General features: G+C 70.4%; 16 protein-coding genes and 1 pseudogene. 13 read left to right on the top strand and 4 right to left on the bottom strand.

All coding sequences use genetic code 11. The features are described from left to right. Positions 1-134: 134 nt before the first annotated feature. Together ACIP8Z_RS07115 and ACIP8Z_RS07110 are read left to right on the top strand one after the other, a co-directional pair. Positions 135-872 carry an alpha/beta fold hydrolase gene (locus ACIP8Z_RS07115; RefSeq protein ID WP_402079782.1) on the top strand — a complete coding sequence of 246 codons (738 nt, stop codon included), beginning with the start codon at positions 135-137 and terminating at the stop codon, positions 870-872. Between the two features lie 314 nt (positions 873-1,186). Beyond that, positions 1,187-2,122 (top strand): acetate/propionate family kinase, encoded by a 936-nt coding sequence (locus ACIP8Z_RS07110; protein WP_402079779.1) that lies wholly within the window; start codon positions 1,187-1,189, stop codon positions 2,120-2,122. Between the two features lie 22 nt (positions 2,123-2,144). Here ACIP8Z_RS07110 and ACIP8Z_RS07105 read toward each other — a convergent pair whose 3' ends face one another. After that, positions 2,145-3,902, bottom strand: a complete 1,758-nt coding sequence (locus ACIP8Z_RS07105; RefSeq protein ID WP_402079777.1) for a PucR family transcriptional regulator — start codon at positions 3,900-3,902, stop codon at positions 2,145-2,147. 315 nt (positions 3,903-4,217) lie between these two features. Between ACIP8Z_RS07105 and dnaK the strand changes: the two genes are divergently transcribed. The 9 genes from dnaK to ACIP8Z_RS07060 all read left to right on the top strand — a co-directional run bounded on the left by dnaK (position 4,218) and on the right by ACIP8Z_RS07060 (position 15,708). Beyond that, complete coding sequence (gene dnaK, locus ACIP8Z_RS07100; protein ID WP_319317034.1) at positions 4,218-6,116, top strand: molecular chaperone DnaK; 1,899 nt, start codon at positions 4,218-4,220, stop codon at positions 6,114-6,116. 9 nt (positions 6,117-6,125) lie between these two features. Continuing rightward, positions 6,126-6,746, top strand: coding sequence for a nucleotide exchange factor GrpE (gene grpE, locus ACIP8Z_RS07095; protein ID WP_402079774.1), 621 nt, complete (start codon positions 6,126-6,128; stop codon positions 6,744-6,746). Positions 6,747-6,752: 6 nt separating this feature from the next. After that, positions 6,753-7,706 (top strand): DnaJ C-terminal domain-containing protein, encoded by a 954-nt coding sequence (locus tag ACIP8Z_RS07090; RefSeq protein ID WP_402079771.1) that lies wholly within the window; start codon positions 6,753-6,755, stop codon positions 7,704-7,706. Continuing rightward, on the top strand, positions 7,703-8,110 hold the full coding sequence (locus tag ACIP8Z_RS07085; RefSeq protein ID WP_402079768.1) for a chaperone modulator CbpM: 408 nt from the start codon (positions 7,703-7,705) through the stop codon (positions 8,108-8,110). The genes ACIP8Z_RS07090 and ACIP8Z_RS07085 overlap by 4 nt, the downstream gene beginning before the upstream one ends. After that, positions 8,101-10,740, top strand: coding sequence for an ATP-dependent chaperone ClpB (gene clpB, locus ACIP8Z_RS07080; protein WP_402079765.1), 2,640 nt, complete (start codon positions 8,101-8,103; stop codon positions 10,738-10,740). The genes ACIP8Z_RS07085 and clpB overlap by 10 nt, the downstream gene beginning before the upstream one ends. Next, positions 10,737-11,195, top strand: a complete 459-nt coding sequence (gene trxA, locus ACIP8Z_RS07075) for a thioredoxin (protein WP_319317046.1) — start codon at positions 10,737-10,739, stop codon at positions 11,193-11,195. The genes clpB and trxA overlap by 4 nt, the downstream gene beginning before the upstream one ends. Before the next feature lie 223 nt (positions 11,196-11,418). Continuing rightward, positions 11,419-11,682: a UBP-type zinc finger domain-containing protein gene (locus ACIP8Z_RS07070; protein ID WP_319317048.1), complete on the top strand. Its 264-nt coding sequence runs from the start codon at positions 11,419-11,421 to the stop codon at positions 11,680-11,682. Next, the gene (locus ACIP8Z_RS07065; protein WP_402079761.1) at positions 11,682-13,532 is read left to right on the top strand and encodes an FAD-dependent oxidoreductase; all 1,851 of its coding nucleotides are present in this window, start codon (positions 11,682-11,684) and stop codon (positions 13,530-13,532) included. Before ACIP8Z_RS07070 ends, ACIP8Z_RS07065 begins: the two co-directional genes overlap by 1 nt. Before the next feature lie 10 nt (positions 13,533-13,542). Then, positions 13,543-15,708: an FUSC family protein gene (locus ACIP8Z_RS07060; RefSeq protein WP_402079759.1), complete on the top strand. Its 2,166-nt coding sequence runs from the start codon at positions 13,543-13,545 to the stop codon at positions 15,706-15,708. Here ACIP8Z_RS07060 and ACIP8Z_RS07055 read toward each other — a convergent pair. Further along, a pseudogene (locus ACIP8Z_RS07055) lies at positions 15,657-15,812 on the bottom strand (MerR family DNA-binding transcriptional regulator); the annotation flags it as partial. The gene ACIP8Z_RS07060 and the pseudogene ACIP8Z_RS07055 sit on opposite strands and share 52 nt — an antisense overlap. Positions 15,813-16,181: 369 nt before the next feature. Between ACIP8Z_RS07055 and ACIP8Z_RS07050 the strand changes: the two are divergent. Beyond that, positions 16,182-17,705 carry a flavin-containing monooxygenase gene (locus ACIP8Z_RS07050; RefSeq protein WP_402079756.1) on the top strand — a complete coding sequence of 508 codons (1,524 nt, stop codon included), beginning with the start codon at positions 16,182-16,184 and terminating at the stop codon, positions 17,703-17,705. Positions 17,706-17,934: 229 nt separating this feature from the next. Beyond that, entirely contained in the window at positions 17,935-19,026 is a 1,092-nt protein-coding gene (locus ACIP8Z_RS07045) for a hypothetical protein (protein WP_402079753.1), read from the top strand. A 159-nt stretch (positions 19,027-19,185) separates the two neighbouring features. Here the strand turns inward: ACIP8Z_RS07045 and ACIP8Z_RS07040 are convergent, their stop codons facing one another. Continuing rightward, positions 19,186-19,839, bottom strand: a complete 654-nt coding sequence (locus ACIP8Z_RS07040) for a hypothetical protein (RefSeq protein WP_402079750.1) — start codon at positions 19,837-19,839, stop codon at positions 19,186-19,188. Between the two features lie 266 nt (positions 19,840-20,105). After that, positions 20,106-20,534, bottom strand: coding sequence for a hypothetical protein (locus ACIP8Z_RS07035; RefSeq protein ID WP_402079747.1), 429 nt, complete (start codon positions 20,532-20,534; stop codon positions 20,106-20,108). Positions 20,535-21,008: the final 474 nt, after the last annotated feature.

Raw genomic sequence — 21,008 nt, 5'->3', positions numbered from 1 at the left:
CACGTACAAGAGGAGCCGGTTCCACGGTTCTACCGTGAGCAACCACCGCACGGACCTCTTGCCGAATTCCGGGCCGCGACCTGACCGTCGTGACGACGCCCCACCCGTGGCCCGACACCGAGAAGAGAAATCGCATGACCAACCCCACCGTCGTCCTCGTGCACGGTGCCTTCGCCGACGCGACAGGCTGGATAGGCGTCATCTCGGAACTCCGGAGCAGCGGAATCCCGGTGATCGCTCCGTCGAACCCGCTGCGGGGCCTGACGTCGGACGCCGCCTACCTCACCTCCGTCCTCGCACAGGTCGACGGCCCGGCCGTACTCGTCGGCCATGCCTACGGCGGTGCGCTGATCACCGTGGCCGGCACCGCGGAGAACGTCGTCGCACTCGTCTACGTGGCCGCCTACGTGCCCCACGAGGGCGAGAGCCTCGACCAGCTTCGAGGAAGCTTCCCCGCGTCCCCGCTGACGGGCCACCTGAAGGAGTGGACGTACCCGGTCCTCGACGGCGACTCGGCGGTCGAGGTCACCATCGAGGAGGCGGCCTTTCCCTCCGTCTTCGCGGCGGACGTGCCCGAGGACGTCGCAGGTGCCCTGGCCGCGGCCCAACGCCCGCTTGCCACGGCCGCCTTCACCGAGACCGCGTCCGCGGCGGCGTGGCGGACCAAGCCGTCCTGGGCTCTGGTGGCCGGGGCGGACCGCACGATCAGCCCCGAGGCCCAGCACTTCGGCGCCGCACGGGCCGGAGCCGTCGTCGTCGAACTTCCGGACGCCTCCCACGCCGTTGCCCTGTCCGAGCCCACGAGGGTCGCCGACCTGATCAGGGACGCGGTACGGGCGACGAGCCGTCTTCGTACGCATCGGCGCCGGTGAGGTCGAGACTCGTTCAGCAGACCGTTTCGTTTCCTGGGCGGTCGGATCGGGTACCCAGTGCCGGGCGCGGAGAGCCTTCGCGGAGGTCAGGAAGTCTCCTTCCCCACGTCATGCGGAACGAGGGAGAGGATCTGTGTGTGCGCACACGAACCAGCCCGGTACTGGTGACGGACGCGGGGTCATCGAGTCTGCGTCTGACGGTCTTCGGGGACGGCGGTGAGGTTCTGGGCGAACACCACAGCGAATCTCCTCCCGGCGAGAGCGCATTCGGTTCGCTGCGGCAATTGCTCAGGGAAGGGCCGGCTCCCGCGGCTGTGGGCCACCGCATCGTCCACGGCGGCTCGGAGCTGCGCGGCCACGCCCTGCTCGACGACGAGGTGCGTGCCCGCCTGGACCGGGTGGCGGAACTCGCGCCCTTGCACGTTCCGCAGGCCTTGACCGTTCTGGACGCGGCCCGGGACCTCCTGCCCGGAGTTCCGCACGTGGTCTGCTTCGACACCGCGTTCCACTCCGGCCTACCGGCTGCCGCACGGGAGTACGCCGTACCCGCCGGCTGGCGCGAGGCGTATGGACTGCGCCGCTACGGCTTCCACGGCCTGTCCTACGCCTGGGCGCTGGCCCGCACCGCTGAACTCCTCGGCCGCCGCCCGGAGCAGCTGCAGCTGGTGATGGTGCACCTTGGCGGCGGCTGCTCCGCCTGCGCGGTGCGCGAGGGGCGCAGTGTCGACACGACGATGGGGTTCACGCCCTTGGAGGGTCTGGTGATGAGTCGTCGCAGCGGCAGCGTCGACCCTGGCGCCCTGACCTGGTTGCTGAAACGGAAGAACGTGTCTGTGGACGAGATCGAGGACGCCCTGAACCACAGGTCCGGTCTGCTTGCCCTCTCCGGCACTTCCGGCGACACGCGCGACCTGGTCCGCAGCCGGGCGGCGGGCGACGAGCGAGCCGCACTCGCCCTTGACGTCTTCACCCACCACTGCCGTCGCGGTATCGCCGAGATGGCCGCGTCTTTGAGCCGTCTGGACGCTCTCGTATTCACGGGTGAGATCGGTGAGGATCAGCCCGAGGTACGTGAGGAGGTGTGCGCCCGGCTGTCTGTCTTCGGCCTCACGGGCGGTCTGCGACCGCTGGTCGCCGAACGGCCTGAGATCGTCAGCGCGCCGGACGCACGTGTTCCCGTCGTGGTCGTTCCTACGGGAGAGGCCCAGCAGATCGACCTTGAGACCCGGGCGCTCCTGGCCCACGCCTGAGCCGCACAGCCGTTGTGGGGGATCAGCTCGATCTCCCGAGCATGATCTTCCACACTCGGGTCGCGACCTGGAGGTTGAGCCGGTCCTCGACGTCCGTGAGGTCGTTGCCGCTGATCTCACGGATGCGCTGCAGCCTGTAGCGCAGCGTACTGCGGTGGATCGCGAGGGACGCGGCGGCCTCGTCGTAGTTGCCGCCGCAGTCGAAGTACCGGGAGAGGGTCTCCACCATGGTTGCGTGATGCCGGGAGTCGTAGTCGATGAGCTGCCCGAGCCATTCGTGGACGAATGTCTCCAGTTCCTGGCGATCGGCACCTGGTCCCAGGATGCGGTACAGGCCGAGCTCGTCGAAGAAGGTCGTGCCGTATCGCTCGCGGGAATTGAGGCGCGCTTCGAGGGCGCGCTGTGCCTCCTGGTAGCGGTGGGGGATGTCGGGCACGGAGTCGGAGGGGGCGCTCACCCCGATGGTCCCGGACTGTGTTCCGGTCTCCCGGGCGAGCGCCTGGTGCAGCGCGCGAGCGTGCGGCCTGTCGTCAGCGACCAGGACCACGTGGTCGGAGCGTCGGGTCAGCAGCGAGTTCATGCCGACGGCAGAGGCCGCCCGCCCCACGGTCCGGGCGAAGGAGTCGTCTGCGGTCCGGTTCGACCACTCCACGACGACGACGTAGTGGCTGCGGTGCAGGTCGTGGCCGACTGCCTCGGACCGGGCGTAGGCGCTCGCGGAGTCCGTCCCCGCCAGGAGGTCGTCGACCAGCTCGCGGTGCAGCCTCAGCTCCACTTCGGCCAGATTGCGCAGGTGCGCCAGCTGCAGGGCGAGCGACGCGGCGGCGTGTTCCAGTGCGAACACGGTGTGCTCGTCGGCCTCACCCAGGGGGTCGACCAGTCCCAGCACGCCCAGGATCTCGCCATGGGGGCGGATCAGCGCGATCAGCCGGTCCTTCCTCCGTACGGGCCCGGCCTTCCGTGCGACGGCGTGCAGCATGTTGTTCTGGCGCACGGGGTCCGGTTCCGGGTAGGGGTCGGGTCGGCCGGGACCCGACCAGGCTTTCAGCCGTCCGAAGCGGTCTTCGACCAGCGCCGGAAGTCCGGTGAGCTCGTGCAGGGCGCGGGTGACGGCCTCCTCACCGCCGCCCGAGGCGGCGATGGCGGCCATGAGCGCGTGAACGGCCCGCTGGTTCACCAGCTCAGCCGCCACGGAGATCAGCTGCCGCTGAAGAGTGGCGCGTTCCTCCCTGACCCGGTGGAGCTCCAGCGCGTCCTCGCGTCGGCGGCGCTGCGCGAAGGCGACGGACAGGGCAGCGGCGGTGTGCCAGACGAGCGTGGCGAGCAGGGACCGCTGGGCCCCCGTGGGCCGAGTTCCGGAGGTCACCACGAGGTACCCGTGAAGTCGCTCCGTCCCGCGTAGCCCCAGGGCCCAGCCCCAGGGCCGGTCGGGGACGGTCACAGGCCCGTCCTGCCCCTCCAGTTCCCGAACCCTCCGGTCCACGGACGCAGCATGGGTGTGGTCGTTCCTCGGACTGGGGACCAGGTCGCCGTCCACCTCGAGGTATCCGGCTTCGGCACTGTACGGCCCGGCGGCGGTTACGCGGTGCATGGCCAGGCGCAGGATCTCGCCTTCGCTCGGAGCCTCGAACAGGGCGCGGGAGAGCTCCATCATCTCGTGGGGGGCAGGGGCAGGGGCAGGGGCAGGGGCAGCGGGCTGTCGCTCGGCACTACCCGGCGGAAGGCTGCCCTCCCGGTCGGAGTAGCGGCCGTGCACGTCGCACGCCCGGCGGCCGGCCATGGGATCACTCCGTTCATCCCGGAGCCCTGGGGAGACGATCCCCATATTTTTACCCACTCAGGGGCGACTCATTCGATATGTCAAGAAGTTTCTCTCTCGTACTCGCGGGGTGACCAGACCCGCGCATTCCTGACTCGTCAGGGGCAGGCGCGAAGCCATCCGGCTCGTGACCCTGGGGAGGGTCTCGAAGGTGCGCCGACGAGGCTGTACGGCTGATCGGCGCGCTGAGTACCACCGGCGGAGATTCCCCTCGTACCTGAATGAACGTGATCCGGAGAGTCGGCGCGGGACCGCCGCACCGGAAGGAGATTTCTCATGGCCAAGGCAGTGGGTATCGACCTCGGTACCACGAACTCGGTGATCGCCGTGTGGGAGGGCGGCGAACCGTCCGTGGTGCCCAACAGCGAGGGCAACCGCACGACACCGTCTGTAGTGGCCTTCACCGACACCGGCGAGCGTCTGGTGGGCCAGATGGCCCGGCGCCAGGCGATTCTCAACCCCAAGGGGACCATCTACTCGGCCAAGCGGTTCATCGGCCGGCACTTCGATGAGATCTCCGAGGAGGCCAGGGCGGTCGCGTACGACGTCGTCGAGGGCGACGGCGGGGCGGCCCGCTTCAAGGTGCGCGACAAGTTGTACGCGCCCGAGGAGATCAGCGCCCAGGTGCTGCGCAAACTCACCGAGGACGCCTCCAAGCAGCTCGGGGAACGGGTCACGGAGGCGGTCATCACGGTGCCCGCCTACTTCAACGACGCGCAGCGCACCGCCACCAAGGACGCCGGCCGGATCGCCGGACTGGAGGTGCTGCGGATCATCAACGAGCCGACAGCCGCGGCCCTCGCCTACGGCATGGACAAGCAGCAGCACGAGACCGTCCTCGTCTTCGACCTGGGCGGCGGGACCTTCGACGTGAGCATCCTCGACGTCGGCGACGGCGTGGTGGAGGTGCGCTCCACCGCCGGTGACAGCCACCTGGGCGGCGACGACTTCGACCGGCGCCTGGTGGATCACCTCGCGGACGACTTCCAGAAGGAGAACGGCATCGACCTGCGCCAGGACCCGCAGGCGCTGCAACGACTGTTCGAGGCGGCGGAGAAGGCCAAGACCGAGCTGAGTTCGGTGACACAGACGCAGGTCAGCCTGCCGTTCATCACCGCCGACGCCTCCGGCCCCAAGCACCTCACCGACTCGATCATGCGGTCCACCTTCGAGCAGATCACCAGCGACCTGGTGGAGCGGTGCCTCGGGCCGGTCCAGCAGGCCATGACCGACGCCAAGGTCGGCGAGAGCGACATCGACGAGGTCATCCTCGTCGGCGGCTCCACGCGCATCCCCGCCGTCCAGTCCCTCGTACGCCGGCTGACCGGCGGCAAGGAACCCAACATGAGCGTCAACCCCGACGAGGTCGTGGCCTTGGGCGCCGCGATCCAGGCCGGGGTGCTCAAGGGCGAGGTCAAGGACGTCCTGTTGCTCGACGTCACCCCCCTGTCTCTGGGTGTCGAGACACGCGGCGGCGTGATGACGAAGATCATCGAGCGGAACACCACCATCCCGGTGCGCCGCTCCGAGACCTTCTCCACCGCCGAGGACAACCAGCCCGCCGTCGACATCGTCGTCCTCCAGGGCGAGCGCGAGCTCGCCGCCGACAACCGGGTGCTGGGGCGGTTCCAGCTCACCGACATCCGGCCGGCGCCGCGGGGCGAACCACAGATCGAGGTCACCTTCGACATCGACGCCAACGGGATCCTCAACGTCACGGCCCGTGACCAGGACACCGGCAAGGAACAGGGCATCACGATCAGCGAGAGCTCCAACCTCGACCGCAGCGAGGTCGAACGCATGGTCCAGGAGGCCGAGCGCAACCAGGGCCAGGACCAGGCACTCCGCGAGGCCGTCGACGCCCGCAACGAGCTCGACGCCGTCGCCTACCAGGTCGAGAAGCGCCTCGCGGAACTGGGCGACACGGCCCCCGCGCACGAGAAGGCACGCGCCGAGATGCTCGTGTCCGATGCCCGGGCGGCGGTCAAGGAAGAAGCGGGCGTCGAGCGCGTGCGGCCCCTGACCTCCGAACTCCAGCAGTTGCTCGCCGGGCTTGCGGCCCACCAGGGCGCCGCCGACACGGGCGGCCCCGGGCAGGACCCCACCGCCGACGGTCCCCCGAGCGGCAGTAGCGGTGACGACGACGTCATCGACGCCGAGTTCGACAAGGACTGAGGAACCGCCATGCCCATCCACCCGAAGGAACCCGACCCGGCCGTGCCCGACCACACCGATCCGGCCTGGGACGACGCCGTACGCCCGTCCCCCGGGGAACCGCCGGGCTCGGGCTCCCCGACGGGGCGTGGGCCTGCCCCGGACGAGCGACCCGGCCCCGCCGAGGCGGGCGGAGGCCCCACACCGTCCCAGGACGCGTACGAGGCCGAGCTCAAGGAACTGGAGGACCGCTGGCGGCGCGCCCTCGCCGACCTCGACAACCTCCGCAAGCGCCACGCCAGGGAACTGGAGCGGGATCGGACGGCCGAGCGGTCCCGCACGGCCGCCGCCTTCCTGCCCGTCCTGGACAACCTCGAACTCGCCCTGACCCATGCCGGCGCCGATCCCGGTGCCATCGTGGAGGGCGTCCAGGCGGTCCGCGACCAGGCGGTGAACGTCCTCGAACTGCTCGGCTACCCGCGGCACGCGGAGACCGGCGTCGTGTTCGACCCGGCCCGCCACGAGGTGATCGGCGTCGTCCAGGACCCCGACGCCGCGCCGGGCACGGTCGTCGACGTGCTGCGCCCGGGCTACGGGGACGGAGAACGGCAGCTCAGGCCCGCCGCCGTGACTGTCGCGAAGCGGGAGTGACCGGTGATGGCACAGGACTTCTACGAGGTGCTGGGCGTCTCGAGAACCGCGAGCCAGGACGAGATCCAGCAGGCGTATCGCAAGCTCGCCCGCAAATACCACCCCGACGTCAACAAGGACCCGGGGGCGGAGGAACTGTTCAAGGACCTCAACGAGGCGTACAGCGTCCTGTCGGACCCGAAGACCCGGGCCCGTTACGACCGCTTCGGCGAGGACTTCCGCAAGATCCCCGAGGACTTCGACGAACGCGTCGCGGCCGGCGCGGGCGGCGGCTTCCGCGGCCGGAGGACCGCGGGCGCGGGAGGCCCCCGCGTCCGGTACGCCACCGGCTTCGGCGACGACTTCGCAACGGACGGTGTCGACTTCGAGGACCTGTTCGGCTCGCTCTTCGGAGCAGGCGCCGCCCGCGGCGGCGTACCGGGAGCCGACCAGGAGGCCGAGCTGCCGCTCACCGTGGAGGAGGCGTACAAGGGCGGCCGTCGCACCGTCACGCTCGCCGGTCCCACCGGTCAGCCGCGGCGGTACGAGGTCAAGGTGCCGCCGGGCGTCACCGACGGGCAGCGGATCCGGCTGGCGGGGGAGGGCGGCCAGGGAAGTGGTGACGCCCCCGGCGGAGACCTGTACCTGCGGGTGCGTATCCAGCCCCACCCACAGTTCCGGCTGGACGGCCGCGACGTCCACGTCCAGGTACCGGTCACTCCCTGGGAGGCGGCCCTGGGCGCGACCGTGCCGGTGCCCACCCCTGGCGGTGGCACGGCCAAGGTCACAGTGCCGGCGGGCTCGTCCAGCGGCCGGCGACTGCGGCTGCGCGGCGAGGGCATGCCCAACCCGCGCGGCGCCGACGGCGACCTGTACGCCGAACTCCGCGTCATGGTGCCGCCCACCCTGGGCGACCGGGAGCGCGAACTGTTCGAGGAACTCGCCGCCACTTCCTCGTTCGACCCCAGGAGGACGCGATGAACGACCGACCCTCGGGAGCGGCAGGCACCGGCCGGGCCGGCATGAGCGACCGTCCGGTACGAACGGGCGCCGACATCACCGCCTCGACGTCTGTCCGGTATGCGCTCGTGCCCGCCCCCAGGCTCTCCCTGCACGCGGTGGCCCGTCGCTCGGGCCTCCACCCCGATCTGGTCCGCCGCTTCGTCGCCCTCGGCCTGGTCGACGCCGACCGCGACGCCGCGGGACACCTGGTGTTCGACCCCACGGCCCCGACGGTCCTCGCCCGCATCCAGCGGCTGCGCTCCGGACTCTGCCTCAACTACGCATCCATCGGCCTGGTGCTGGACCTGCTCGACCGCATCAGCCTGCTCGAAGCCGCCCTGCGCGGCCGCGGCACGAGGAGTGAAACACCCCCATGGACATGAACCGTCTCACCCAGAAGTCCCAGGAAGCCCTCCAGGAGGCCCAGACCGCGGCCGTCGGCATGGGGCACACCGAGGTCGACGGGGAACACCTGCTGCTCGCCCTTCTCGATCAGGAGGACGGTCTGATCCCGCGGTTGCTGCAGCAGGCCGGCACCGAGCCGGAGGAACTGCGCGCAGCCGTGCGCGAGGAACTCTCCCGCCGTCCGAAGGTCACCGGCCCCGGGGCGGCACCCGGCCAGGTCTTCGTCACCCAGCGCCTCGCCCGTCTGCTCGACGCCGCCGAACGGGAGGCCAAACGCCTCAAGGACGAGTACGTGTCCGTGGAGCACCTCCTGCTCGCCCTGGCCGAGGAGGGCTCCTCGACCTCGGCCGGGCGTCTGCTCAAGGAGGCCGGCATCACCAGGGACTCGTTCCTGGGCGCGCTCACCCAGGTCCGCGGCAACCAGCGCGTCACCTCCGCCAACCCTGAGGTCGCCTACGAGGCTCTGGAGAAGTACGGCCGCGACCTGGTCGTGGAGGCCAGGGCCGGCAGGCTCGACCCGGTCATCGGCCGGGACGCCGAGATCCGTCGTGTCACCCAGATCCTCAGCCGCAAGTCCAAGAACAACCCGGTCCTCATCGGCGACCCGGGCGTCGGCAAGACCGCCATCGTCGAGGGTCTCGCCCAGCGCATCGTCCGCGGCGACGTGCCCGAAGGACTCCGCGACAAGATCGTGTTCGCTCTGGACATGGGTTCCCTGGTCGCCGGGGCCAAGTACCGCGGTGAGTTCGAGGAACGCCTCAAGGCCGTACTCAGCGAGGTCAAGGCGGCGCAGGGGGGCATCCTGCTCTTCGTCGACGAACTGCACACCGTCGTGGGCGCGGGCGCCGCCGAAGGAGCCATGGACGCGGGCAACATGCTCAAGCCGATGCTCGCGCGCGGAGAACTGCACATGATCGGCGCGACCACCCTCGACGAGTACCGCAAGTACATCGAGAAGGACGCCGCCCTCGAACGTCGCTTCCAGCAGGTGCTGGTCGACGAACCGAGCGTGGAGGACACCATCTCCATCCTGCGCGGACTGCGCGAACGTCTGGAGGTCTTCCACGGCGTGAAGATCCAGGACACCGCGCTGGTCTCCGCGGCCACCCTCAGCCACCGCTACATCACCGACCGGTTCCTGCCGGACAAGGCCATCGACCTGGTGGACGAGGCGTGCGCGCGGCTGCGCACCGAGATCGACTCCATGCCCGCCGAACTCGACGAGATCACCCGCCGCGTCACCCGCCTGGAGATCGAGGACGCCGCCCTCTCCAAGGAGACCGATGCCGCCAGCGCGGCCCGACTGGAAGAGCTGCGCAGGGAACTGGCCGACCTGCGCGCCGAGGCCGACTCCAAGCACGCCCAGTGGGAGGCCGAGAGGCAGGCGATCCGGCGCGTGCAGGAGCTGCGCCAGGAACTGGAGCAGGTCCGCCACGAGGCGGAGGAGGCCGAACGCGCCTACGACCTCAACCGCGCCGCCGAACTCCGTTACGGCCGCCTCCAGGACCTGGAGCGCCGGCTCGCCGCCGAGGAGGAGCAACTGGCCGCCAAGCAAGGGCAGAACCGGCTCCTGCGCGAGGTCGTCACCGAGGAGGAGATCGCGGAGATCGTCGCCGCTTGGACCGGCGTCCCCGTCGCCCGCCTCCAGGAGGGCGAACGCGAGAAGCTGCTGCGCCTCGACGAGATCCTGCGCGAGCGCGTCATCGGTCAGGACGAGGCCGTCAGGCTCGTCGCCGACGCGATCATCCGCGCCCGCTCCGGCATCCGCGACCCCCGCCGCCCCATCGGATCGTTCATCTTCCTCGGCCCCACCGGCGTCGGAAAGACCGAGCTGGCCAAGACCCTCGCCCGGGCCCTGTTCGACTCCGAGGAGAACATGGTCCGTCTCGACATGAGTGAGTACCAGGAGCGGCACACCGTCAGCCGGCTGGTGGGCGCACCTCCCGGATACGTCGGCTACGAGGAAGGCGGTCAGCTCACCGAGGCCGTGCGCCGCAAGCCGTACTCGGTCGTGCTGTTCGACGAGGTCGAGAAGGCGCACACCGATGTCTTCAACACCCTGCTGCAGGTCCTCGACGACGGCCGCATCACCGATGCCCAGGGCCGCACCGTCGACTTCCGCAACACCGTGATCATCATGACGTCCAACATCGGCTCCGAGCACCTCCTCGACGGCGCCACCGCCGAGGGGGAGATCAAGCCCGACGCCCGCGCCCTGGTGATGGGTGAGCTGCGCGGCCACTTCCGCCCGGAGTTCCTCAACCGCGTCGACGACATCGTGCTGTTCAAGCCGCTCGGTGAGCGGCAGATCGAGCGGATCGTGGAGCTGCAGTTCGACGAGCTGCGGAACCGGCTCGCCGAGCGCCGCATCACCGTCGAACTCACCGACCCCGCCAGGGAGCTGATCGCCCACCAGGGCTACGACCCGGTGTACGGGGCGCGGCCGCTGCGCCGCTACATCTCCCACGAGGTCGAGACGCTGGTCGGGCGCGCCCTGCTGCGCGGCGACGTCCAGGACGGCGCCACGGTGCGCGTCGACGCCCAGCACGGAGAGCTGGTGGTCACCTACGACCAGCAGCAGGAGGACCGGGAGGCGAGGGCGGCGTGAACACCACCAGGACGACGACGGTGACCTGCCCGAACTGCGAGCGCGTCAACCGGATCCCCGTGGCCGCCGAAGGACGACCCACCTGCGGCAACTGCAAGCAACCCCTGCCCTGGCTCGTGGACGCGGGCGACGACGACTTCGCCGAGGTCGTCGAGCGGGCCACCGTGCCCGTCGTCGTCGACCTCTGGGCCACGTGGTGCGGCCCCTGCCGCATGGTCAGCCCCGCCCTCGAACAGGTGGCCCGCGACCTGGCCGGACGCATCAAGCTCGTCAAGGTCGACGTCGACAGGAACCCGCGGCTCAGCCGGCGCTTCGAAGTGCAGGCTGTGCCGACCCTCCTCGTCCTGAACAAGGGCGAGACGATCGCCCGGCAGGCCGGCGCGGCACCCGCACACGTCCTGCGCTCGTGGGTCGAGCAGGCGATGGAGGGCCGGCGAACCACTGCGGGAGGGTGAACCGCTGCGGACGGTGTACCACTGCGGGTGGTGAACCACCGCGGCTGGGTGAACCACTCCAGGTGGATGAACACGACGGTGCGGTGGCCCGGGAGCCCACCGAATACGCGATCCCGACATCGCCCGGTCGCCGCGCTCGCTCAGCGCCCCAGGCTCGGCGGTACTGAGGAGGACCACCTCGGGCCCCGGCCGATCAGGCCTCTTTCACGGAAGGAGAACCCTCATGGCCACGATTCCCGACCCCCACCTGACGATGGTGCGCGCGGTGATCCCGCGTACCCCCGAAGGCTGCGAGGAGTGCCTCAGGGAGCATTCCCCCTGGGTACACCTGCGCCTCTGTCTCACCTGCGGGCACGTCGGCTGCTGCGACTCCTCTCCCCTCAAGCACGCCCGACGGCACGCGGGGAGCGTCGGTCACCCCATCGTGCGGTCCTTCGAGCCGGGAGAGGACTGGCGCTGGTGCTTCGTTCACGAGGCCCTGGTCTGATGAGCGCGGCCGAGCACGAGCATGGTGCGGTCCGTGAGACACCTGACCGGTACGGGGCGTTCCCACGTCTCACGCCGGAGCAGCTCGAGGAACTGACCCGGCACGGTGAACGCCGCAGGACCGCCGAGGGCGAGGTGCTGTACCGCGAGGGCCGGCCGATCCGCGAGTTCCTCGCGATCCTCAGCGGGACCGTCGAGATCCTCCACGACCAGGGCGGGCCCGACGAGCGGACGGTGGCCGTGCACGGACCCGGCAGGTTCCTAGGGGAACTCGGGCTGCTGGAGGGCCAGGCAGCGTTCGACACCGCTGTGATGCGCCAGGCGGGCGAGATCCTGGCCGTACCGGTGGAACGGCAACGCACTCTGGTCGGCCGCGACCCCGTCCTCGGCGACCTGATCCTCCGCGCCTACCTGGGCCGCAGGTACCTGCTCATCGGCATCGGCGCCGGCTTCCGGATCCTGGGATCGTGCTATTCACCGGACACACTGCGGCTGCGGGAGTTCGCCGCACGCAACCGGCTGCCCCACCGCTGGGTGGATCTGGAGAAGGACAAGGAAGCGGAGGCCCTCCTGCGCCGGTTCGGCATCCGTCCCGAGGAGACACCGGTGGTCCTCTGGAAGGGCGACAGGGTGCTGCGCAATCCGAGCAACGCCGAACTCGCCCGGATCATCGGGCTGCCGGCCCCCGCCCCCTCGTCCGATGCCGGACGGTGCGACGTGCTGGTCGTCGGTGCGGGCCCGGCGGGCCTCGCCGCCTCCGTGTACGGCGCTTCCGACGGCCTCACCACGGTGACCGTCGACGCGGTCGCCACCGGAGGCCAGGCCGCCACCTCGTCACGCATCGAGAACTACCTCGGTTTCCCGTCGGGCATCTCCGGGGGCGAGCTCATCGAACGCGCCGTGCTCCAGGCCCACAAGTTCGGTGCCCGCCTCATGGTCCCGGCGCAGGTCGACGGGCTGACCCCGCAGGACGATGAGTACGCCGTCACCTTCACAGACGGGTCCCGGGCCCGCGCGGGCGCCGTGGTGCTCGCCTCGGGCGTGTGGTACCGGAGGCTCGAAGTGCCCGGCCTCGACCGCCTGGAAGGCGTCAGCGTCTACTACGCGGCGACGGTCCACGAGGCCAGTCTCTGCCAGGCGGATCCGGTCGCCGTGGTCGGCGGCGGGAACTCCGCCGGGCAGGCGGCGCTGTTCCTCGCCAACCACGCGTCCAGGGTCCACCTCCTCGTCCGGGGCGGTGATCTCCATGCGGACATGTCGCGCTACCTGGTGGACCAGGTGGAGCAGCACCCCAAGATCGAGGTGCTGCTCCACACCGAAGTACGGGGCGTGGGTGGGGAGGAGAAGCTGGAGTCCCTGACAGTGGAGGACAACACGAGCGGTGCGCGCCGCGAGCTGCGGGCCGCGGCGCTGTTCGTCTTCATCGGGGCCCGGCCGCACACGGAATGGCTCAGGGGCGTGCTGGCCCTGGACGAGAAGGGCTTCGTCGTCACCGGCGCCGACGCCCAGGCGCTGGCCGACGCGAGTGTGTGGGCCTCGCTGGGCCGCGATCCGATGCTGCTGGAGACCACCCTTCCCGGGGTCTTCGCCGCCGGCGACGTACGAAGCGGCTCGGTGAAACGGGTGGCCTCGGCGACCGGTGAGGGTGCCATGGCGATCCGGCTCGTGCACGAGCACCGGGAAGGGAAGGGAAACCGGGTCGTCACCGGCTCCCAGGAACACCAGCCGGATCCCGGAAACGGACCCGGAAACGGACCCGGGAACGGACCCGGGAACAGCCTCAAGCGGAGAGGGATCCGAGGGCAGGAGACGGCGGCGCGGCTGGCGCGACCCGGTAGGGGGTCCGGCTAGGGTCATGCCCGTGACGTGGCTGCGGGCCCTCCGGGAAGTCGTGCGATCCGGGCTCACCATCGAGGAGACGCGACTGGAGCCCCTGCTCGCGTTGCGCACAGCTGTCGGGGTGGCGATCATCATCGGGCCGGCGCTGTGGCTGGCCTCCCCGGCGTACGCCGCGTCCGCCGCCCTCGGTGCCTATTCCGCGGGCGCGGCCACTTTCCAGCGCACCTGGCGTCCACGCAAGGTGATCGCGCTCGGCGCGGGCGCCGGTCTGGCCCTCAGCACCTTCGTCGGCTATCTGGCGGCGGGGCGCCTCGTGACGTTCCTCCCGCTGCTGGCCGCATGGGCCTTCGTCGCGGGGATGGCGTGGGCCGTCGGATCCACCGCCGGGATCGTCGCGGCGACGATGGTCGGCAGCATGCTGGTGACCATCACCCTGCCCACGAGCGTAGGACGAGCTCTGGAACACGCCGGGGTCATCGCGCTCGGGGGCGTGGTGCAGGCTGTGCTGATCCTGCTGTTCCCGATCCGCCGCTGGGGGGCGCATCGGGACGCGCTCGCCGACGCCCTGGCCGCCGTGGCGGACTACGCACGCCGGCTCCGGCACGACCCGACCGCCCCGTTCGACCCGGAGCCGTTGATGACGGCCCGGGACGCGGCCGCGGTCACGCCATCACAAGCCCGCACCCGCCCCTCCGCTCTCCACGGCCCCCGGGGACTCGCCGAGCGCATTCTGCCGGTCGTCGCCGCACTCGCCGACCCGGACGTCGGCGCGCCGGCGGAGGGACCAGGGCGGGACCGCGCGCGGGAGCTGCTCGACGCGGCCGCAGAGGTCCTCGACGCGGCGGCCCGTGCGATCCGCCGCGGCACTCCCGCCGAGGTGCCGCCCGGAAGCACAGACGTCCTGCACGTCGACGAGGAGCACGAGGTGCTGGAGGGCCCCGCGCGGCAGGCCGCCGAGCGGCTCGTGGAACTGCTCGGCGAGGCGTTGGAGATCGCCGGGATCGGCGACGCGCGCGGGAAGACGCCCGCGCCACCCGGCCCCGCGGGCGCACCGATCCTGGTGCGCCCGACATTGTTCCGGCTGGTCCCTGTCGTACTCCGGGCCGTCCGCCGGGAGCTACGCCAAGACTCGCCCGTGTTCCGGCACGCCGTCCGCCTGGCGGCGGTGGCCACGCTCGGCTACCTGATCGCCGCCCGGCTGCCGGTGGGGCACGGCTACTGGGCGCCCATCGCCTCGGTGATGGTGATGCGGCCGGACTTCCATCGGACGTACGCGCGCGCGGTGGCCCGTCTCGCCGGGACCCTGGCGGGGGTCGGGCTCGCCACCGCGGTGGTGCGGGCCCTCGGCCCCGACGCCTACGTGTTCGGCGCGCTGGCGGTGTTCTCGGCGGGCCTGGCGTACACCCTGATCCGTACCGGCTACGCCTACTCCCAGTGCTTCACCGCCGCGTACGTCGTCTTCCTGCTCGGCATGGGCGGCCAGGCATGGGAGCAGACGGTCCCGGAGCGGGTGGTGCTCACCCTGCTCGGCGGGGCCCTGGCGATGCTGGCGTACGTGGTCTTCCCCGCATGGGAGACACCCCGGCTCACGGGCCGGCTCGCGGACTGGCTCGCCGCCGACGGCCGGTACACGGCCGCGGTGCTCCGCAGCTACGCCGAACCGACTCGCGAGCATCACGCCGACATGCGCAGGGCCCTCCTGGCGAGCAGGGAGGCACGTGCCGCCTGGCACGAGACATACGACCAGGCGAGGCAAGAACCGGTACGCCCGACGGGTCTGACGTCGCGCGAGGCGCAGGAGGCGCAGGAGGCGCTCCAGGGGTTCGGCCGGGCGGCGATGCTCATGGAGAGCCACGTCCCGCGGGCCGGTAACCGTCCCGTACCAGAGGCGAAGCGATTCGCCGAGGCACTGGAGGCGGACACCGCGCAGGCGGCGGTCGACGTGCGCGAGCACAGGAACCCGGAGTGGGAGCGCGTGGAGGAGGCACTCCACGCGTGGGAGGGCCCAGCCCCCGGGGACGGCAGCAGCCCGGCGCTACGGCGCGAGGCGGAACTACAGAAACAGGCCCTGGAGGACCTCGCGACAGCCGTGAGCCGTACACCCCTGGAACGGGACGTCGGCTCCGCTCGCGAGGAGCGAAGGGTGCGGGCGGCCGCGGCGGCGGAGGACGACGGATCAGACCGGTAGCCCGCCGGGCTCCGGTCGGACGGCGGGACGATGCCCCGGTCGGATTAGTACCGGATCGTCTTCACCGTCAGTCCGGCCCGACGGGACAACTCCCCGATGGAATATCACGTGTCGCTGTGCATGCCCCAGCCTTTCGTCTCCCCCTACGGGAGACTCAACCGGGGCAGACGCAGCGGGGCTTGGACACTCATGTGGTGAGGAGCACGCAGCCTGGCGGTACAGACAGTGGCACCGCCGTCGGGTGGGGTGACGCCGCGGCGTCGTGATCGTTGGCGGTAGGTGATCACATTACTCAGGCGCGTCCTGTCGCCGATGGCCTCGCTGTCCCACACTGCTACGTCCCAGACCCAGCGGCCGGGTTCCGCCCGCCGAACGTCCTTGCGAGAGCTGTGTGCGCATGGCGGCTTGCGTGCCGACCGCCCGGCCGGAGCGCTGCTGTGATCCCGGCGCAGAGTGCGCGGACTCTCAGGGACGTGCGAGCCGTGGTCGTCGGAGCGGGATTCTCCGGGATCGGCGCCGCCGTTCGGCTTCGCGAGGCCGGGTTCGACGACGTCCTCGTTCTGGAGAAGGAGACACGCGTCGGCGGTACCTGGAGGGAGAACACCTACCCGGGCTGCGCCTGCGATGTGCCGTCCACGCTCTACAGCTACTCCTTCACCCCGAATGCCGCCTGGAGCAGAGTCTTCGCCGGACAACAGGAGATCCTCGCCTATCTGCGGGCCACGGCCGAGCGCTACCGGCTCGGCGACGTGGTGCGCTGCGGTGTGCGGGTGCTTGCGGCACGGTGGGACAGGGCAGCCGGCCGCTGGCTGCTGGAGACCAGCGACGGACCGTACAGCGCGGCGGTACTGGTCCTGGCCACCGGCCCGTGGCACCTCCCGCGCCGCCTGGCCGCCCCCGGCATCGAGGACTTCGACGGTCCCGTGTTCCACACCGCCCAGTGGGATCACGACGTCGATCTGACCGGCCGACGGGTGACCGTGGTGGGCACCGGCGCCTCCGCCGTCCAGATCGTCCCGGCCATCGAAGGACGGGCCGCGACCGTGAACCTCTTCCAGCGCACCGCCCAGTGGGTGCTGCCCAAGCCCGATCTGCCACTCCCCACGGCGCTCAACCGGCTCATGGACCGCTTGCCCGGAGCGCGCGGCGCCCTGCGCGCCGGCCAGTACGCCCTGCAGGAGGGCTTCGGCTACGCCTTCCGCCATCCGCAGGCCGCTCGCCTCCTCGAGGCGGGCGCCCGCGTGCACCTGCGCCTGGCGGTCCGCGACCGGCAGCTGCGCCGGCACCTGACCCCGGATTACCGGTTGGGCTGCAAGCGCCTCCTGACCTCCAGCTCCTTCTACCGGGCCCTGTCCCAGCCGCACGTGCACGTGCATCCCACCGCCGTGAGCGCGGTACGCGGCAACGAGGTCGTCGGCGCCGACGGCACCGCTGTCCCCACCGACGTGCTCATCGAAGCCACCGGCTTCCGCGTCGGCGAACTGCCGCTGGCCAAGAACCTCCACGGCGCGAACGGCCAGACACTCGACGAGGCCTGGGACGGTGAACCGCAGGCGTACCTGGGCACCACCGTGAGCGGCTTCCCCAACCTCTTCCTGCTGCTCGGGCCCAACCTGCTCGGCGGCTCCACCTCCGCGATCACCGTCCTGGAAGCGCAACTGACCTACCTCACCGCCGCCCTGGCCCACCTCGACCAAGGCGGCCATCGTGCCCTGAACGTCCGACCGGCCGCACAGGCCGCGCACCAGACCTCCGTCCAGGAGGCGCTCGCGACCACGGTCTACAACACAGGCGGCTGCACCAGCTACTACTTCACCTCCACCGGGCACAACACGTTCGCCTGGCCGTGGTCCACCGGACGGCTGGTACGCCGCCTGCGCCATTTCGACGCCGACGCCTACTCCTTCGACACACCGGCCCGGCCCCTTCCTCTCCCCGCTCAGGCAAGGCCGCAGCCTGGAGACCGTACGGACGCCGCGAACACGGAGCAGCCATGACGCGGCGGTCGAAGCCGCGGCCCCGTGTTCATGCGGCACCGGCTCGTGGACGCGGGCGACGACGACTCCGTCGAGGTCGTCGGGCAGTCAATGAAGGTGACCCCCAGGAGCAGCGTGTCACCGCGGCTTCGGCCCGACGCCGGGGCATCCTGTGAACCCTTGCAGTCGCGGTGGGGCAGCCGAGGAGGATGGTCCGGTCGTGCGGGTGTCGTCGCAGGACGTTACGGTCGTGGCTCTCCTGGCGGATCCGGAGGCGCCCACGGACATCGCGCAGCGTATGGCCCGGATACTTCCTGATCGGCTCGCGGAAAAGGCGGGCCCGGGCCGACGGTTCGACGTCAAGGTGGTCAGTGAACCGTTCACCTCAGGGACCGAGGACCCGCCCACCTTGATGCGCCGGATCATGGAACGCGGAAGCAAGGAGAACTGGGACATCGTCGTGGCCCTCACCGACCTTCCGCTGCACTCGCACGGGCGCAAGATCGTGGTGGATCTGAGTCACGAACACGGCTTGGCACTGCTGTCTCTCCCTTCCCTGGGGGGCCTGCGGCTGCAGACGAGGGCTCGGCGGGCCGTGGAGGAAGCCGTGCTCGGCTTGGCGGGTCCGCCGGCCACGGGGCGGGAGGGGCTTCCGCAGAGTCAGCCGCTGCTGGGGCCTTTCGCCGGTCGTCTCACGCCCTTCCATCCGGGCCGGGTGGGTGAGGAGGAGACTGCCGATCTTCGGTACGTCGTCAGCGGGCCGCGGGGCTATCTGCGGGTGCTCGTCGGTATGGTCCGTGCCAACCGGCCTTGGCGATTGGTACCGGGCTTGTCGAAAGCCCTGGCGGCCGCACTCGCCACGGGGGCCATCGCCACCCTGGACTCCACCACCTGGAGCCTCGCTGGGGCCCTGAGCGCTCCGCGCCTCGTGATCGCCATGGTCGGGTCCGTCGGACTCATGATCGGCTGGCTGATCGTGGACGGCGAGCTGTGGCATCGATCAGCAGAGGCAGCGCCGGACGCGAGGCAGAGGGCCCGGCTCTACAACACCTCGACGGTCCTGACCGTGGGTATCGGGGTGCTCGCCTGCTACGTGGGCTTGATGGTCATCAACTTGGTGTGGGCGCTGTTCATCCTCAACGACCGGGTGTTCGTTTCCATGACACAAACCCCGCTGCACGCCACGGAGTACCTGACGTTGTCCTGGTTCGTCGCTTCGGTCGCCACGGTGGGCGGCGCGCTGGGATCAGGCCTGGAGAGCGACGAGGCGATCCGCGCAGCCACCTACTCCAAGCGCGAGAAGGAACGTCGCCTCGTGCTCCAAGGCGACCACGGTGACTAGGAGCTTCCGGTCGACGATGGTCGACGAGACCTTCGGCCACGTCGTGTTCGCCCCGAGCATCGGCCGCCTCAGCCCGCCCTGGAACGTGCTGCCGCGAACCGGTGCGTAGAGTTCGGCCTCAGCCATGGCGACCGACGAGGCAGAACTCGTCGGTGGGCGTCATGAGTCCCACTGGTCGCAGTACTCGATGTGGATCTCTCGCGCGTTGCCGAGAATGCCGTCGTTGGAGTGGAGCTCGGTGCAGAACTGCGGGTAGCTCGGATGGACGGGGACGTATCCGGGGCCGTTGTGGGCGACGTCGAAGAAGTGTCGGGCGGTGTCCCTGAAAACCTTCGCGCTGCCAGTCATGAACAGGGTCTCGGCGTGGAGATGCTGGTGGAACAGATCCCGGTTCTCCTTGTAATGGCGCGTCTCGTGATCAATCACGGATTCGTCGGTGTGCCCTGCGCCAGGCAGCGTCACGGTCTGGGGACGGCCCGGGCCGAGCCGTCCTCGAATTTCCTTCCAGCGCGAGGGTGCGAACTGGAGTGAGTGGTGCAGCAGCACCAGATCAAGCTGCCGTGAGCCGTTTTCTGGCAGCTTGTGGGAGGGGCCACGATTTCCCCGAATCGGAATGTGGACCAGCGAGCGCGGCGAAGAAGCAGCGATCCTCCATAGCCCGCCGATTCGCTGTGCGGCGTCCTGATCGAGATAGGCGTCCAGGTGCCGATCGTGGTCGATGAGCACGGCGTGGATCAGGGGTCGGGCGGGTCGGATGACCTTGAACTCTGTCGATCCGAGACGTGCTTGGTGAATGGTGACAGGTATCTTCATTGTTTCTCCGGGACACGGCGGCTGACATCGGCGACATAACGGGCCCAGCCGCCGGCTGATGCCTTGCCACTGGACGGCGACGGTGAACAGTGCGGTGGAGCGCCATCAGCCCAGAACGTTGCCAGGACCTCACCGATTTGCGCCATGACAGGCAAGACTGAGGTGCAACGGCTTCAGATGCAAGATCATTTCCACTGTCAGCTCCCTGTCAGCCCCCTGTCAGGAGCCCGGGGTCACCACCCGAAGCGCCGACGGCGCGCCCCCGCTCATCCGTGAACGACGGCATCCCCGCCACCCCTTCGGCGCCCCTCCCGTGCCGGGCGAGGACCTCTACCGCCTGCCACGGGCGAGCACCCCTCCCACGTGCGCAGCAGCTCGATCGCCTCGTCGACGCGCCCGAAACGCTCCAGGACCCCGGCGACGATCAAGTCCGTGGGCGGCTGCTCCTCCGGCGGCCGAGTCGCCGCGTACGCCAGTGCCTCCTCGCACCGGTCGGCCTGGCTGAGCAACCAGCCCCGATTGCCGGGGGCCCAGTCGCTCTCGGCATCCAGCGCCTCGGCCACGTCCAGCTCCTCCACGATCCGCAGGGCCGCGTCCGCCTGTCCCGCCTCGACCAGCGTGTGGACGAGGGACTCCAGGAGTCCATTTGGCAGACGCCCGAACGTGCCCGTGGCCTGCTCGCGTAGTTCTTCCATACGTCCGTGCCTCGCAAGCAGCTCGGCGAGGACCTGGCTGGAGCCCACCATGATCGTGTCACGGACCCAACGACCGATCTGCGGAGCGTCTGGATCGCCTCCTCCAGCCGGCCGGCCGCTCCAGAACCCGCGCTCGTCAGAAGATCCGCGAGACTCCGGCGGTCCTCGGCCGACAGCGGCTCGGTCTCTCCCCGTCGGACCTGCGCCAACCCTTTCTCCGTCCGTCCCGCCCGCACCAGGATCCGGGCCGTCTCCCACACTGCCGGCTGCCAGCCGATCTCCACGAACGGCCCGGTGATCGTGAACGCGCGAACGATAGCGGCGGGGACGGACAACGCCGCTGAAGGGGTGGCTCGATGGGTGCCAGGGGGCGGGACTACGTCACTGGGTACGACGGCGATGTCGCGGCCTTGGCGACATTGCAGACCAGGGTGTTCCCGCAAGGAGTACGGCAATGCTGCCCGGTACCGAAGC

Source organism: Streptomyces sp. NPDC088553 (genome assembly GCF_044752965.1).
Classification (GTDB): Bacteria; Actinomycetota; Actinomycetes; order Streptomycetales; family Streptomycetaceae; genus Streptomyces.
Note: the sequence above shows the minus strand (reverse complement) of the source record. Positions and strands in the feature narration are given on the sequence as shown.

What these genes read in the sequence shown, in the direction of transcription:
- ACIP8Z_RS07115 (WP_402079782.1), top strand. Translation starts at nt 135, where the DNA reads ATGACCAACCCCACCGTCGTCCTCGTGCACGGTGCCTTCGCCGACGCG.
- ACIP8Z_RS07105 (WP_402079777.1), bottom strand. Translation starts at nt 3,902, where the DNA reads ATGGCCGGCCGCCGGGCGTGCGACGTGCACGGCCGCTACTCCGACCGG.
- dnaK (WP_319317034.1), top strand. Translation starts at nt 4,218, where the DNA reads ATGGCCAAGGCAGTGGGTATCGACCTCGGTACCACGAACTCGGTGATC.
- grpE (WP_402079774.1), top strand. Translation starts at nt 6,126, where the DNA reads ATGCCCATCCACCCGAAGGAACCCGACCCGGCCGTGCCCGACCACACC.
- ACIP8Z_RS07090 (WP_402079771.1), top strand. Translation starts at nt 6,753, where the DNA reads ATGGCACAGGACTTCTACGAGGTGCTGGGCGTCTCGAGAACCGCGAGC.
- ACIP8Z_RS07085 (WP_402079768.1), top strand. Translation starts at nt 7,703, where the DNA reads ATGAACGACCGACCCTCGGGAGCGGCAGGCACCGGCCGGGCCGGCATG.
- clpB (WP_402079765.1), top strand. Translation starts at nt 8,101, where the DNA reads ATGGACATGAACCGTCTCACCCAGAAGTCCCAGGAAGCCCTCCAGGAG.
- ACIP8Z_RS07070 (WP_319317048.1), top strand. Translation starts at nt 11,419, where the DNA reads ATGGCCACGATTCCCGACCCCCACCTGACGATGGTGCGCGCGGTGATC.
- ACIP8Z_RS07065 (WP_402079761.1), top strand. Translation starts at nt 11,682, where the DNA reads ATGAGCGCGGCCGAGCACGAGCATGGTGCGGTCCGTGAGACACCTGAC.
- ACIP8Z_RS07040 (WP_402079750.1), bottom strand. Translation starts at nt 19,839, where the DNA reads ATGAAGATACCTGTCACCATTCACCAAGCACGTCTCGGATCGACAGAG.
- ACIP8Z_RS07035 (WP_402079747.1), bottom strand. Translation starts at nt 20,534, where the DNA reads ATGGAAGAACTACGCGAGCAGGCCACGGGCACGTTCGGGCGTCTGCCA.